This window comes from Pseudomonas sp. R1-43-08 (assembly GCF_003852255.1).
Lineage (GTDB): Bacteria > Pseudomonadota > Gammaproteobacteria > Pseudomonadales > Pseudomonadaceae > Aquipseudomonas.
This window is the reverse complement of the sequence record NZ_CP027734.1, coordinates 3,493,896-3,508,393: the sequence shown is the minus strand read 5'-3', so window position 1 is coordinate 3,508,393 and position 14,498 is coordinate 3,493,896. Positions and strand designations below refer to the sequence as shown.

The following is a 14,498-nucleotide window of genomic DNA, read 5'->3' as shown; positions in this document are numbered from 1 at the left end:
TCTATCCCCTGCAATTGTCGGCACGGCCACGAATCCACGACCAGTCGGCGATGCTGCCGGCGTAGTGGTTGGGCAGGTTATGGCCGGACTGGAAAGTGCCATCGAGGCTGAGCTGCCCCCGCTGTTCCTGGGTGGCGGGACGAAACGACAAGGCCCCACCCTGGATATGCACCGGCCCGACGCTGGATTTGCGCAGGGTCACGGGGGTGGCGGTGGCCATGACGGTGTAGCGGTCGATCAGGTTCGTGGCGTAGTAGAAACTCACTTGGGCCGTCAACGCGTTGCTGCTGTCGGGTTTGTAGGGATCAAGCAGTTCCACGGTCACTTGCAGGTCCGGCAACAAGGGTTGGCGGTAGTGGGCAATCACGCTGGTGGTTGGGCTCTGCCAGCGGATAAGGTCGCCGCGATAGGCTTGCGCGCTGTCCTTGTTGTCCTCGTGCGTGCCTTCGATATTGAAGTCGGCGAGCACATGCGAAGTGTTCGGAGGGGCACAGAAAAATGCGCCCAGGCTGCCACGTATGCGTTGCCCATCGCTGGCCAGGTCAAAGGTGGCAGTGGGTGTGTCGGCCGTCATGCTCAACCCGGTCAGGCCAGCGCCGCCCATGGACAGTTCGGCGTTCACCCGGGCCTCGCGACTGTCGACGACCAGAACGAACAGTACCGGACCGACCTGACGGCTGACGTTCATGCCGGGCAGCAGTATCGGCCCTGGCAGGCAGGGTGCCGGGGTCGCCGAAGAGGCGGAAGGAGCGGGAACGAGGTCGGCGCAGCCCGAGGTCAGGGAGGCGTACTCGACGCTGGAAAAAGTATGGCTGAACCCGTCAGGCAAAGCCGTCGGCGCATGTCTGCCGGTCGCCATTACCCACAGGATGCTTGCCAGAATCGCGCCCAGTGTTAACCAGCAAACCCGGGTATAAAGCATCCGATGCTTTGTCACGCGAGGGTACCGTCCATGTCCCGTACTGCGTTAATGAAACCGGCGTACGTGCGCGTCCGCCGGCTTCAAGGATGGGGTCTGGCTAAAGAACCCGTATGGATCAGGAAAGGCTGAATGTACCGATGTTGGTGCTGGTGAAAGGCGTCTCGGAACCGCTGTCGACGATGACGCCAGTGAACAGGATGCTGAACCCCGCGCCGACGTTTTGCAGCGTCACCTTGGCGCCCGCGCGCAGGATCACCGGTCCGGCAGGGGCGTCGGCGGCGAGAATTTGCGTTGAGGCAGTGTTATTGACTTGGGTAGCCCACAGCAGGTTGTTCTGGTAGTTGAACGTGACCTTGGTGGTTTCGTTGGGATCGCCGTTATACGTGGTCACGGAGTTGCAGTTGATGGTGAGGGGCGTGGTGACGGTATTTACCGAAGTGAAGGCGTTCATTTTGAATATCCTTTTCCAGTGTTGGTCATGATCCAGGGAGCTGAATCGAGTGAGAGTCTAGGCGTGCTTCTTCGCCTGTAAAGGCAGGGCGTTAACAGAATTTGGTGCGTTTTTTCGCCAGTTTTGCGACGAGCGCGTGGCTTGCTTAGCGTCCAACTGACTGTAATCAGATGGCTTTTTGCAGTGGGGCAGGGTATGGCTAAATGCCTCTAATAGCGTTTTATAAGCATCGTTAGGCCGAAATAGTCGTTCGATCAGCTCCCTGGGCACGCCCATGGTAAAAAGCAGTATTGGCTGTGGAAGAGGGGGTAGAAATCCCTTCCCGGCGAAACACCTTCGCGCGTGGTGCCGGAGTAAAACGCTTGCCTGTTTTTCCTCGCCGGTTATTTAAGGGAAAGTGTGTGAATAATTAAGGCGTATGGCTATGTGCAACTAGTGGCAATTGGCTGTTAACGCTCTAAATCAGTGCATTCAGCAATGTTTTGTATTTATATTTCCATCGCACAGGAACTAGCGCTATAACTTCCAGTCGATACCCCCGGCTAACTCCCGGCAGGGCTATGGCGAACTAATGGCATTGTTCGGTAGTTCCAAATAGCCATACTTCTCGCCCTATCAGATATCACTTCATTATGTCGTCAGCCCCCATCAATGCCTGCCAGATGCCTGTCCCGCACACCGAGCAGGTGTGCGCATGGTTGATGGCGCATGCAGGACTGAAGACCGTCGACCTGGACCGCGCCAGACGCTTATCCACCGAGGGTAGCGACCTGCTCGGCCTGCTCACGCGCCTGGGGTTGGTCAGCGAAATCGAACTGGCCCGCGCCTGGGCCGCCTTGCTCGATGCGCCGCTGGTGCAAGCCGAGGCGGCGCCGCCGTTGCTCGACCCGATCCCCGCGCTGACCGAGCGCTTCATGCGCCACTACCAGCTGGTGCCCATCGGTTGGGCCGATGGCGGGCTGCGCGTACTCGCGGCCAACCCGGCCCAGCTGTATCCATTCCAGGCCCTGGCCTATGCCTGCCAAGTGCCGATCTGGCTGGCCATCGGCGCGCGCACCGAGGTCGACAGCCTGATCGAGCGCTACTACGGCCAGGGCCGATCCGCCATGGGCACGCTGGTGGAGAACCTGGGCGAGCAGGGCGGTGCGCTGGAAGATATCGAGCACCTCAAGGACATGGCCTCCGAAGCGCCAGTGATCCGCCTGGTCAACCTGATCCTGCAGCGCGCCGTGGAGCAGCGCGCCTCGGATATTCACATCGAACCCTTCGAACACCAGCTCAAGGTGCGCTACCGCATCGACGGCGTGCTGCACGACGCCGAGGCGCCGCCGGCCAGCTCCTCGGCGGCGGTGATTTCCCGGGTGAAGATCATGGCGCGCCTGGACATTGCCGAGCGCCGCCTGCCCCAGGACGGCCGCATCATGCTGCGCATCCAGGGCAAGGAATTGGATTTGCGCGTGTCCACGGTACCCACCGCTTTCGGCGAATCGCTGGTGATGCGCTTGCTCGACCGGCAGACCGTGCAGTTCGATTTTCCCAGCCTGGGCTTCGATGGTCAGCGCCTGGCCACCTTTCTTGAACTGCTCGAACGGCCCCACGGCATTCTGCTGGTGACCGGGCCGACCGGATCCGGCAAGACCACCACGCTCTACACCGCGTTGTCGCGCCTCAACACCCCTGAGCGCAAGATCATCAGCGTCGAAGACCCGGTCGAATACCAGCTCGAAGGCATCAACCAGATCCAGGTAAAACCGGCCATCGGCCTGGACTTTGCCGGCGTGCTGCGCTCCATCGTGCGCCAGGACCCGGACGTGATCATGATCGGCGAAATCCGTGACCTGGAAACCTGCCGCATCGCCATCCAGTCCGCGCTCACCGGCCATCTGGTGCTGTCGACCCTGCACACCAACAGCGCCGCCGCCAGCATCACGCGGCTGCTGGACATGGGCGTCGAAAGTTACCTGATTGCCTCGACCGTCAGCGGCATCCTTGCCCAGCGTCTGGTGCGCCGCCTGCACCCGGCCACCCGCGTGGCGTTCGAAGCGCCAGCCGCGTTGATCGAAGAGCACGGCCTGGACCGTCTGACCGACCAGCGCCCGATCCTGCTCTACCACGGCGATTACCATGGCCGCAGCGCCCTCACCGAGTTGCTGGTGATGAACGATGAGGTGCGCGACCTGTTGATGCGCCACGCCGACGCCGCCACCCTCGAGCAGGCCGCCCGCCGCGCAGGCTTGCGCACCTTGTATGAAGAGGGCTTGCGCCAGGCGCTGGCCGGCGTCACGAGCCTGGAAGAAGTGCTGCGCGTCACCCGTGGGGAACCCGCGTGACGCTGTTCAAGTTTCGTGCGCTCGACAGCCAGGGTGTCGCCCACAACGGCACCCTGCAAGCCAGGGACCAAGCCGCTGCCGTCGCCGCGTTGCACAAGCGCGGCCTGCTGTTGTTGCAGATCGAAACAGCGGGCCGGCCCTTGTTGAACCCTGCGCGCGGAGCATTGAAAGGCGCGGGCCTGGTCAGCTTCACGCAACAACTGGCGACCTTGCTCGGCGCCGGCCAGCCCCTGGAACGCTGCCTCGGCCTGCTGCTCAAGCAGCCCGGCTCGCCCCAGGTGCGCGGTTTGATCGAACGCATCCGCGACGAGGTCAAGGCCGGCCAACCGTTATCGGCCGCGCTGGAACAGGAGGGCGGCAGCTTCTCGCCGCTGTACCTGAGCATGGTGCGCGCCGGTGAGGCGGGCGGCGCGCTGGAACGCACCCTGCGCCAGCTCAGCGACTACCTGGAGCGCAGCCAGCGCCTGCGTGGCGAGGTGATCAACGCGCTGATCTACCCGGCGTTCCTGGTGGTGGGCGTATTGGGTTCGCTGGCGCTGTTGCTGGCGTACGTGGTGCCGCAATTCGTGCCGATTTTCCAGGACCTTGGCGTGCCGATCCCGCTGATCACCGAAGTGATCCTGGGGCTTGGCGAGTTTCTCGGCGCCTATGGGCTGCTGGTGCTGGCCGGGTTGATTGCCCTGCTGTGGGCGGTGGTCATCGGCCTGCGCGACCCGCGCCGCCGCGAGCGCTGTGACCGCCGCGTGCTCGGCCTGCGCGTGCTCGGCCCGCTGCTGCAACGGGTCGAAGCGGCACGGCTGACGCGCACCCTGGGCACCTTGCTCAGCAATGGCGTGGCGCTGCTGCCGGCGCTAGTGATTGCCCGGCAGGTCTGCAGCAACCGAGCGCTGCAGGCGCAGGTGGCGATGGCCGCCGAATCGGTGAAAGCCGGTGGCAGCCTCGGCCAGGCGTTCGGCGGCCAACCCTTGCTGCCCGAACTGGCGCTGCAAATGATCGAGGTCGGTGAACAGGCCGGTGAACTGGACAGCATGCTGCTCAAGGTCGCCGATATTTTCGACGTCGAGGCCAAGCGCGGCATCGACCGATTGCTCGCCGCACTGGTGCCCACCCTGACCGTGGTCATGGCGGTGCTGGTGGCGGTGATCATGCTCGCGATCATGCTGCCGCTGATGAGCCTCACCAGCCATATATGAACTTCAAGGAGCTATAACGATGAATGCCCGACGCCGCCAAAGCGGTTTTACCCTGCTGGAAATGCTTGCCGTGATCGTGCTGCTGGGCATTGTCGCGACCATCGTGGTACGCCAGGTCGGCGGCAATGTGGACAAGGGCAAGTACGGCGCGGGCAAGGCGCAACTCGCCGGCTTGAGCATGAAGATCGACAGCTACGCGCTGGATGTCGGCTCGCCGCCCACCAGCCTGCAACAGCTGGTGGACAAGCCGGCGACGGCGTCCGGTTGGGCCGGGCCCTACGCCAAGCCGTCGGAATTGAAAGACCCGTTCGGCCACGCGTTCGGCTACCGCTTTCCCGGTGAGCATGGCGCTTTTGACTTGATCTTCTACGGCCAGGACGGCCAACCCGGCGGCGAGGGCTACAGTGCCGACCTGGGCAATTGGGAATAAGCGGCCCATGGCCCAGCGTGGATTTACCCTGCTGGAAATGCTGGTGGTGATCCTGCTGATCAGCCTTGCTGCCGGCTTGCTCAGCGTCGGGCTGCGCCAGGGCCTGCAAGCGGCCAAGGAGCGTCGGGTGGTCGGGCAGATGGTCGAGGCGCTGCGCGCTACACGCGCCGGGGCGATTATCAGCGGCCAGGCGGCGCGTACCGAATTCGATCTGCCCAACCGTGCGTTCAACGCGCCTGGCCGGCCACCGCTGCACTGGCCGCAAGCGCTGCAACTGAGCATGCACACCGCCGAGCAGGCAGGCTCGGCGGTTGAGTTCTACCCTGACGGCAGTTCCACCGGCGGCAACCTGGTGTTGGCCAACGGCAGCCGGCGTTGGCGTATCGATATCGGCTGGCTGACCGGCAGCGTGCAGTCCAAGGCGTTGCCATGAAGCGCCAGGCCGGTTTCACCCTGCTCGAAATGCTCGCCGCCCTGACCCTGCTGGCGGTGTGCAGCAGCGTGTTGCTGGTCGCCTTCGGCCAGAGCGCGCGCTCCCTGGCGCAGGTGGCGCGCAGTGATCGGCTGGCCCATGCGGCGCTCACGGTGCTTGATCAGGAAACCGCCGGCCGCCTCGACAACGGTGTGCGCCAGGGCGAACTGGATGGCATCCACTGGCAACTGACCCTCAGCCGCCAACAGCCGCAGCTGTATCGCCTCGACCTGACCGTCAGCGAAGGCCCGCACCAGGCGCATTTCAGTACCTTGAAGGCGCGCCTGTGAAGCGCCGCGAGCAGGGCTTCACTTTGCTGGAAATCCTCGTGGTACTCAGCTTGCTCGCAGTGCTGCTGGTGCTGGTCGGCGGCGCCTTGCTGGGCGCCAATCGTGCGGTGACCAAGGCCCAGCGCTACACCGTCAGCCTGGACGAAATGCGTGCCGCCCAGCAGTTCTTGCGCACCGCCATCAGCGAGGCGCTGCCCCTGGATGTGACGGAAGACGACAGCCAGGCCGAGGGCTTTTTCAGCGGCACGGCCGAGCGCCTGCAGTTTGTGTCAACCTTGCCCGGTGTGCTCGGCGGCGGTATCCAGCGCTTTACCTTGCAGCGGGTCGACCAGGCCTTGCAGGTGCAGTTCGCACAGTTGGAATCCCACATAAACCCCGCCCGCGTCGAACCGCAGGTGCTGCTCAACCACGTCGAGCAGTTGCAGTTCAGCTACCGCGGCCTGTCGCCCCTGGGCCAGCCGACCGGTTGGGTCGCTGACTGGCCCTGGCCGAGGCGCTTGCCGTATGCGGTGCGCATCGTGGCCAACGTCAACGGCCCGGTGCCGTGGGTCACCCAAGTGATTGCGCTGCGCCTGAACCTGTCCAGTGGGAGCCTGGAAGAATGAAGCGCCAGCGCGGTGCGGCGTTGCTGCTGGTGCTCTGGGTGCTGGCATTGCTCAGCGTGTTGCTCGGCGGCCTGGCCGGTTGGGTGCAGTTGCAAAGTCGCCAGGCACTGTGGCTCAAACAGCATACCCAGACGCAATTGGCGGCCCAGGCCGGCATCGCCATGGTGATGGCGCAGCCGCACTGGGTGGCCGATGGGCGCGCTATCGCGCTGGGCTTTGACGATGCGCGGCTGCAGGTCAGCCTGCGCAGCGAGCGCGGCAAGTTGTACCTGGTCAACGCCACGGCCGATGACCTCACGCGCCTGGCCCTGGCCTGCGGGGCCACGCCGGCCCAGGCGCAGCAATGGGTCAAGGCGCTCGAGGCCCGGCGTACACATGGCCTGGCGCCGTTTCGGGTGCTCGAAGAAGTGCGTCAGCTGCCTGGCATGACCCAGGCGCTCTACAGCCAATTGCTGCCCGAAATCACCTTGTGGAGCGACCTGGATCGACCCGATCCGGCGTTCGCCAGCCCCTTGATGCGCAAGGCGCTCAACCTGCCAAGCCGCAATGCCGAGGGCGCCGACCCCGGCCAAGTGGTGGAAATCGACAGCCGCGCCGAGCGCCCCGGCGGTTATCAGGCGCGCGTGCGCATTACCGTTTCACTGAGCCCAGCGGAGGACAGCGCACAGCCCTATCGGGTGCTGCGGTGGCAAGAATGAATCGACTCGAACCTATCGCCCGTCATTGGCGCGGCAGCCTGGCCCAACAGGCCTGGCGCCTGTGGCTCACGGAGTTGCGCGGCTGTGTGCCGGGCTGGCTGGCACTCAAGGAGCCGCCGGAGCGCATCCATCACTGGCCGCTGGGCGCGCCGCTCGAACCGGGCCAAGCGCGCCAAGTGCTGATGCTCGGCCCTGACGACGTGCTGCGGCAAACTGTGCACCTGCCCCTGGCCGCGGCGCGCAACCTGGCCAATGTGGTGGGGTATGAACTGGACCGCTACACACCGTTCGATGCCGAGCAGTTGTACTTCGTCGTGCGCCAGGAACAGCGCACCGCTACGCACCTTGAGGTGACGCTGGTAGCGATCCTGCGCGAACGCCTGGACCAGATTCTCGCCGACTGCGCCACCCTGGGCCTGCGGCCTCATCGGGTGGATGTGGCAGGCATGGGCATCGACCTGTTGCCCGCCAGCCTGCGCCCGCGTCAACGCGCACAGGGCTCAGGCTTGCAACGCAGCCTGCCGTGGCTGTGCGGCGCCTTGCTGATCGCGGCGATGCTGCTGTGGCTCAACGACCGCCAGCGCGTGCTCGATGCCATGCAGCACAGCGTCCAGCAACAAAAAGCCCAGGTGGCCCAGGTGCATGCCCTGCGCCAGCAACTGCTCAACACTCAGGGCGCGGCGCAGTACCTCACGCGCCGCAAACTGGCGCAGCCGCCCTTGGCCGGGCTGCTGAATGACTTGACCCGCTGCCTGCCGGCCGACACCTGGCTCGAGCAATTGGACGTCAAGGACGGTGAGATTTCCATCGCCGGTCAAAGCGCCAAGGCCAGCGGCCTGATCACCCGGATCAAAGGCTGCCACCGTTTGGAAAACGCCCAGTTCGAAGGGGTGATTCAACCCGATGCGCGCACCGGCAAGGATCAGTTTGCCCTGCGTGCCCACTTGCGCCAGGAGGCTGCCGATGCGCCGACCCCTCACACCCCGTGAACGTCGCGGGGCCGCCTTGCTGGTGCTGGCTGTCGTGCTGGGCGCGGCCTACTGGCTGTTGATCGACAGCTGGTTCGCCGGGCCGCTGCGCAGCATGGGCGCCCACGCCGAACAGTTGCGCGAACAACAGCAACGCTATGCCAGCCTGTTGCGCCAGGGCGATGCACTGCGCCAGCAGCTTGAGCAGGCACGCCAGGACCCGGCCAGCAGCGCCAGCCTGTTGCCGGGGGATGACCCCGACGTGGTCGCCGCCGACCTGATGCAGCGCCTCGCCGACCTCATCGCCAGCCAGGCCAGCCGTGGCGGCGGTTGCAGCCTGACCCAGCGCAAACCCATCACTGCCGGGCAGGACGCTGGCGAGCCGTATCGCCAGGTCAAGGTCAGCCTGACCCTTGAGTGCGCCATCGAACCGTTGACCGCGATCCTGCATGCGCTGGAGTATCAGCCGCCGTATCTGTTCGTCGATGAGCTGCGCATCCGTCGCAGTCGCGAAGCGCCCTCCCGTGGCGGCGCGGGCAAGTTGGTGGTCAACCTGCTGGTGCGCGGCTACTTGCAACCGGCGCGGGTGGCACCATGAACGGCACACTGCGCCCCTTGGAGTGGGGCTTGCTCGGCCTGGCCGGGCTGTTGGGACTGTTGATGGCCGTGATCCTCAGCAGCATCGGCGATGAACCGCAGTGGTTGCCCGAGGAACCTGCGCCGGCGCAGCCCGCCGTCAACCTGCAGGCGCCGCCGACGGTGGCCCTGGCCGACCTCGCCGGCACATGGCAGGCGCCGCTGTTCAGCCCGGATCGCAGCCCAGACCGCGTGGCGGGCAAAGCGCGGGTCACCAGCCTGTCGAACCTGACCCTCAGCGGCATCATGATCACCGGCAACCTGCAAATGGCCATGCTTAAACAAGCCGACGGCCCACCCCTGACGGTGCGCCTGGGCCAGAGCCTGCCCAACGGCTGGCGCCTGGAACACCTCACCCCGCAATCGGCGCGCTTCGCCCTGGACGGACGCACCCAGACCCTGAGCCTGTACGGCAAGCGGTTGCCCTCGATTTCTCCTTCTCGCGAGCCCCTCCCTTGATTGATATGCGCACCCCGTTGTTTTGCCTGGCCACCACCGTCGCCCTCGGCGGCTGCGGCGCGTTGCCCGACCGCCTCGACCCGGATAAAGAACTGCTCCACGAAGCCCTGCAGGGCACCGGCTCGCAACGCCCGCCCAGCGAAGCGCCCGTGCTGCAAAGCCCCCAGCCCGGGGCGAAGTCACCCGCGCCGCGCCAGTTGATTCGCGGCAACCAGCAGTTCCTGCGCGCGCCTGCGTCAACACCTGCGGTGAAGGAGGCGGGCGGCGACATCGTATTCAACTTTCAGGACCAGCCCATCGAAGCGGTGGTCAACAGCGTAATGGGCGACCTGCTGCACGAAAACTACAGCATCGCCCAGGGCGTGAAGGGCAACGTCAGCTTCTCCACCTCCAGGCCGGTGGATAAGCAGCAGGCGCTGTCGATCCTCGAAACCCTGTTGTCCTGGACCGATAACGCCATGATCCGCCAGGGCAACCGCTATGTAATCCTGCCGGCCAATCAGGCGGTGGCCGGCAAGCTGGTGCCGCAGATGCGCGTCGCGCAGCCCGCCAGCGGCCTCTCGGCACGCCTGTTTTCGCTGCGCTATATCTCCGCCACCGAGATGCAGAAACTGCTCAAGCCCTTTGCCCGGGAGAACGCCTTCCTGCTGGTGGACCCGGCGCGCAATGTGCTGAGCCTGGCCGGCACCCCGGAAGAACTGGCCAACTACCAGGACACCATCGACACCTTCGATGTGGATTGGCTCAAGGGCATGTCGGTGGGTGTGTTCGGGCTGCAGCGCGCCTCGGTGGCCGAGCTGATGCCCGAGCTGCAAGCCATGTTCGGCGCCGACAGCGGCACGCCCCTGGCGGGCATGCTGCGGTTCTTGCCGGTGGAGCGCACCAACTCGGTGGTGGCGATTTCTTCCCAGCCCCAGTACCTCAGCGAAGTGGGTGACTGGATTCGCACCATCGACGAGGGCGGCGGCAATGAACCGCAGATGTACGTGTACGACGTGCGCAACATGAAGGCCGCAGACCTGGCCAAGTACCTGCGGCAGATTTACGGCAATGGCGCGATCAAGGACGACACCCCGGCCAAGGTCGCGCCGGGGTTGCGCACCACCACGCTGTCCTCGTCCACCAGCGCAGGGCTGCAGGCCAACACCCCCGCGCCCGCCGCCGAGGAACCCACGCAGGAGAGCAGCGAGGAGACCCCGGCGCCGCCCATCAGCGACCTCGAAACCGGCACCCGTATTACCGCGCAAAAAAGCAGCAACCAACTGCTGGTGCGCACGCGTCCGGCGCAATGGAAAGAAATCGAAGCGGCGATCAAGCGCCTCGACAACCCACCGCTCCAAGTGCAGATCGAGACGCGCATTCTCGAAGTCAAACTGACCGGCGAACTCGACCTTGGCGTGCAGTGGTACCTCGGCCGCCTGGGCGGCAATTCCACCAGCACCACGGTGGCCAACGCTTCCGGAAGCCAAGGTGCGTTGGGCGGTGGCGGGGCAGGGCTGGGGGCGGCGGATTCGTTGTTCTATTCCTTCGTCAGCTCCAACCTGCAAGTGGCCCTGCACGCCCTGGAAACCAACGGCCGCACCCAGGTGCTGTCGGCGCCGTCACTGGTGGTGATGAACAACCAGCCGGCGCAGATCCAGGTGGGGGACAACATTCCCATCAGCCAGACCACCGTCAACACAGGTGACGCCGATACCACCTTGAGCAGCGTCGAATACGTGCAGACCGGTGTGATCCTCGACGTGGTGCCGCGCATCAATCCGGGCGGGCTGGTGTACATGGATATCCAGCAGCAGGTCAGCGATGCACAGAGCGCGGGTAGCAGCAGTGAAACGCCGGTCAATCCACGGATTTCCACGCGCTCGGTGTCGACCCAGGTCGCGGTGCAAAGCGGGCAGACCGTGTTGTTGGGTGGGCTGATCAAGCAGGACAACGCCGAGAGCGTCAGCGCCGTGCCGTACCTGGGCAAGATCCCCGGCTTGCGCTGGTTGTTTGGCAACACCAGCAAATCCAAGGACCGCACGGAGTTGATCGTGCTGATTACCCCACGGGTGATTACCAGCAGCAGCCAGGCACGGCAGGTGACGGATGATTATCGCCAGCAGATGCAGCTACTGCGGCCCCTGTAGGAGCGAGCCCTCCCACATTTGATCGTTCCCACGCTCTGCGTGGTAACGCCTCCTGGGACGCTCCGCGTCCAGCTTCCGGCCGATGCTGCTGCGTACAGGTGACGCAGAGCGTCACGGGCTGCATTCCCACGCGGGAGCGTGGGAACGATTTTCGAACGCCGTACCAATGTGTCTGAGACATTATTTATATGAATAAAGATATTTATAAATAATGAAATTAACAAATATTAGCTTATGCCCAAATAGCATTATATTTTTAAAATCCATTCCGTTATGTTTGGTCTCAACAGCCTACCCCAGACCCCGGATGGTACCCAGCGTGATTCAGATTCTGCGCACCTGACCGGGTAAGCCCCGGCAGCAGAATCGTTGGAACGGAGTTCAACGTATGTTGCCCCTTCAAGCCCCTCGCTCGCCCCACACCTAATTCAAACCGCACCCACACCTTGAACACCGGCCATGCCGCGTCTGGCGCGTGCCTGCCCGACCCTGCGATTTGAAAAACCGGGATCAGCGATGAAGCATGTTCTACCCCCCACCGCAGCCTTGACCTTGTCCCTGCTGGCCGCCGCGGCCCAGGCCCAGGGCGACAGCACCCTGTCCACCGTGGTCGTCACCGGTAACCGTGGCGCCGAGCAACGCACGGTCACCAGCAGCCCGGTGCCTATCGATGTGGTCAGCGCCAAACAACTGCAAAGCACCGGTAAACCCGGTTTGATGGAAGCGCTCAGTGCGCTGATTCCATCGCTGACACTCCCGGAAAAAACCGGCTGGGACGCCAGCGGCATTGCCCGCGCGCCCAACTTGCGTGGCTTGAGCGCCGCCGAGGTGCTGGTACTGGTCAATGGCAAGCGGCGTCATACCAGCGCGACCCTGAACATCAACGGCATCAACACCGGCGCTGCACCGGCTGACCTGGACCTTATCCCCATCAGCGCCATCGACCATGTGGAAGTGCTGCGCGACGGCGCCGCCGCCCAGTACGGTTCCGACGCCATCGCCGGGGTGATCAATGTGATCCTCAAGGCCGACACCAGCGGCACCTCGGTGACCAACGCCGGCCTTGGCTATGACGGCAAGAAGCAGACCGTGCAGCAAAGCCTCAACAAAGGCTTTGAAATCGGCGACGGTGGCATCGTGCAACTGGCCCTGGATGCGCGTAGCCAGAATGACGACAACAAGGCCAGCGCCAACGGCTACAGCTATGAACAAGCCTACGGCCTGGCCGGCAAGTCCACCTACGGCGGCTACGGCACGCCCAAGACCAACCTGCTGACCCTGGGCTACAACGCCGAACTGCCGATCGACGACAGCCTGAGCCTGTACTCCTTCACCACTTACTCACGGCGCAAGGCCGAGCAGGGCCAGAACTTTCGCCTGCCGACCATCACCAACACGATTACCACCGGGCCCAACGGTTATCCGGCCGGCTACACGCCCACCTGGTACATCGACGAAGACGATTTCCAGGCCGCCTTCGGTGGCAAAGGCACCGTGGGCGAGTGGGACTGGGACCTGTCCACCACCTACGGGCGCAACGAAGCGGAGCAGGGCACCACCCATAACCAGAACCCGTCCCTGGGCGAGGCCACGCCGAACAGCTTCACCTCCGGCACCTGGATTTCCACCGAGCTGACCACCAACCTGGACTTCAAGCGCGGCTTCGATATCGGCCTGCAAAAGCCGTTGGACCTGTCCTATGGCCTCGAGCACCGACGCGACACCTATGAGGTGCAGGCCGGTGACTACGCGTCCTATGCCAACGGCGGCTACTGCGTGGCACCGGGCAATTGCGCGTCGTCCGGGGCCCAGGTCACCAACGGCATTTCCCCGGACGAAGAAAGCACCGCCTCGCGCAACAGCGTCGCCGGTTACGTGGATGCGGGCTTCAACCCGCTGCCGGAGTGGTACGTGGGCACCGCCGTGCGCTATGAGCATTACAACCAGGGCGTGGGCGCTACTCGCAGCGGCAAACTGACCACGCGTTATGACTTCACGCCGCAATTCGCGGTGCGCGCCACCGTGAGCAATGGCTTCCGTGCGCCGTCCCTGGCCAACAGCCTGTTCAGTGCGCGCTCGACCACCTATGGCGTGGTCGACGGTGTGTACCAGTCGATCAACTACGGCGTACTGCCAGTCGGTTCGGCGGCGGCCAAGGCGTTGGGCGCCGAGGACCTCAAGCCCGAACGCTCCACCAACTTCAGCCTCGGTTTCACCCTCACCCCCACCGACCGCCTGAGCTTCACCGCCGATGCCTACGTGATCAACCTGCGTGACCGCATCACCCTCACGGGCACCTTGCTCGGGCCGGAAGTTACCCAGGTGTTGCAGAACAACGGCGTCAACTCCACCTCCGGCGGCCAGTACTTCATCAACGGTGCCGACACCCGGACCAAGGGCCTGGACCTGGTCAGCAGCTACAACCACGACCTGGGCGCGTTCGGTGCCGTGAAGTGGACGGCCGCATTCAACTGGAACCAGACCAAAATCCTCAATTACAAAGAGTCGACCACTATCCTCGGTACGTCCTACGAGCTGATGGACCGCGAGGCGCGCAACCTGATCACCGACGTGCAACCCAACACCAAGCTGATCCTCGGCGGTGACTGGAGCATCGGGCGCGTGAACCTCAACCTGGCCCTGACGCGCTACGGCGCCTACAAGGAAGTCAACGCCTCGGCCAATCGCGGCCTGGACCGCGTCTACAGCGCCAAATGGATCACCGACCTCGACCTTGGCTACAACCTCACCAAAGACCTCAACCTGGCCATCGGCGCCAAGAACCTCTTCGACATTTACCCCAAGAAACAAGGCGTGCCGAGCAGCACCATGCTCGCCAGCTACGGCACCTATTCGCCCTATGGTTTTACCGGCGGGTACTACTACACCCGGCTGACTTATGCCTTCTGAGGCCT

14 protein-coding genes are annotated in these 14,498 nt (G+C 64.2%); 12 read left to right on the top strand and 2 right to left on the bottom strand.

Annotated elements, in window-relative coordinates:
• Position 1: 1 nt before the first annotated feature.
• Together C4J87_RS16020 and C4J87_RS16015 are read right to left on the bottom strand one after the other, a co-directional pair.
• Positions 2–859 carry a hypothetical protein gene (locus C4J87_RS16020; RefSeq protein ID WP_124367582.1) on the bottom strand — a complete coding sequence of 286 codons (858 nt, stop codon included), beginning with the start codon at positions 857–859 and terminating at the stop codon, positions 2–4.
• A gap of 178 nt (positions 860–1,037) precedes the next feature.
• Positions 1,038–1,373: a hypothetical protein gene (locus tag C4J87_RS16015; protein ID WP_124367581.1), complete on the bottom strand. Its 336-nt coding sequence runs from the start codon at positions 1,371–1,373 to the stop codon at positions 1,038–1,040.
• A 662-nt stretch (positions 1,374–2,035) separates the two neighbouring features.
• On the opposite strand from C4J87_RS16015, the gene C4J87_RS16010 reads away from it, so the two are divergent.
• The 12 genes from C4J87_RS16010 (at position 2,036) to C4J87_RS15955 (ending at position 14,493) form a co-directional block, all read left to right on the top strand.
• Positions 2,036–3,703, top strand: coding sequence for a GspE/PulE family protein (locus C4J87_RS16010; protein ID WP_124368990.1), 1,668 nt, complete (start codon positions 2,036–2,038; stop codon positions 3,701–3,703).
• Complete coding sequence (gspF, locus tag C4J87_RS16005) at positions 3,700–4,896, top strand: type II secretion system inner membrane protein GspF (protein WP_124363484.1); 1,197 nt, start codon at positions 3,700–3,702, stop codon at positions 4,894–4,896. Before C4J87_RS16010 ends, gspF begins: the two co-directional genes overlap by 4 nt.
• 19 nt (positions 4,897–4,915) lie before the next feature.
• Positions 4,916–5,326 (top strand): type II secretion system major pseudopilin GspG, encoded by a 411-nt coding sequence (gene gspG / locus C4J87_RS16000; protein WP_124363483.1) that lies wholly within the window; start codon positions 4,916–4,918, stop codon positions 5,324–5,326.
• A gap of 7 nt (positions 5,327–5,333) precedes the next feature.
• On the top strand, positions 5,334–5,759 hold the full coding sequence (locus C4J87_RS15995) for a GspH/FimT family pseudopilin (RefSeq protein ID WP_124367580.1): 426 nt from the start codon (positions 5,334–5,336) through the stop codon (positions 5,757–5,759).
• Entirely contained in the window at positions 5,756–6,088 is a 333-nt protein-coding gene (locus C4J87_RS15990; protein WP_124367579.1) for a type II secretion system protein, read from the top strand. Before C4J87_RS15995 ends, C4J87_RS15990 begins: the two co-directional genes overlap by 4 nt.
• The gene (locus C4J87_RS15985; protein WP_124367578.1) at positions 6,085–6,693 is read left to right on the top strand and encodes a prepilin-type N-terminal cleavage/methylation domain-containing protein; all 609 of its coding nucleotides are present in this window, start codon (positions 6,085–6,087) and stop codon (positions 6,691–6,693) included. Before C4J87_RS15990 ends, C4J87_RS15985 begins: the two co-directional genes overlap by 4 nt.
• Positions 6,690–7,391: a general secretion pathway protein GspK gene (locus C4J87_RS15980; RefSeq protein ID WP_124367577.1), complete on the top strand. Its 702-nt coding sequence runs from the start codon at positions 6,690–6,692 to the stop codon at positions 7,389–7,391. Before C4J87_RS15985 ends, C4J87_RS15980 begins: the two co-directional genes overlap by 4 nt.
• A complete protein-coding gene (locus C4J87_RS15975) occupies positions 7,388–8,380 on the top strand; it encodes a type II secretion system protein GspL (RefSeq protein WP_124367576.1) in 993 nt (330 codons plus the stop codon). The genes C4J87_RS15980 and C4J87_RS15975 overlap by 4 nt, the downstream gene beginning before the upstream one ends.
• Positions 8,355–8,957, top strand: coding sequence for a type II secretion system protein GspM (gene gspM, locus C4J87_RS15970; protein ID WP_124367575.1), 603 nt, complete (start codon positions 8,355–8,357; stop codon positions 8,955–8,957). The genes C4J87_RS15975 and gspM overlap by 26 nt, the downstream gene beginning before the upstream one ends.
• Entirely contained in the window at positions 8,954–9,454 is a 501-nt protein-coding gene (locus C4J87_RS15965; protein ID WP_124367574.1) for a general secretion pathway protein GspN, read from the top strand. The genes gspM and C4J87_RS15965 overlap by 4 nt, the downstream gene beginning before the upstream one ends.
• 5 nt (positions 9,455–9,459) lie before the next feature.
• Positions 9,460–11,583, top strand: coding sequence for a type II secretion system secretin GspD (gene gspD / locus C4J87_RS15960; protein ID WP_124368989.1), 2,124 nt, complete (start codon positions 9,460–9,462; stop codon positions 11,581–11,583).
• A gap of 516 nt (positions 11,584–12,099) precedes the next feature.
• A complete protein-coding gene (locus tag C4J87_RS15955) occupies positions 12,100–14,493 on the top strand; it encodes a TonB-dependent siderophore receptor (protein ID WP_124367573.1) in 2,394 nt (797 codons plus the stop codon).
• The last annotated feature ends 5 nt before the right edge of the window (positions 14,494–14,498 follow it).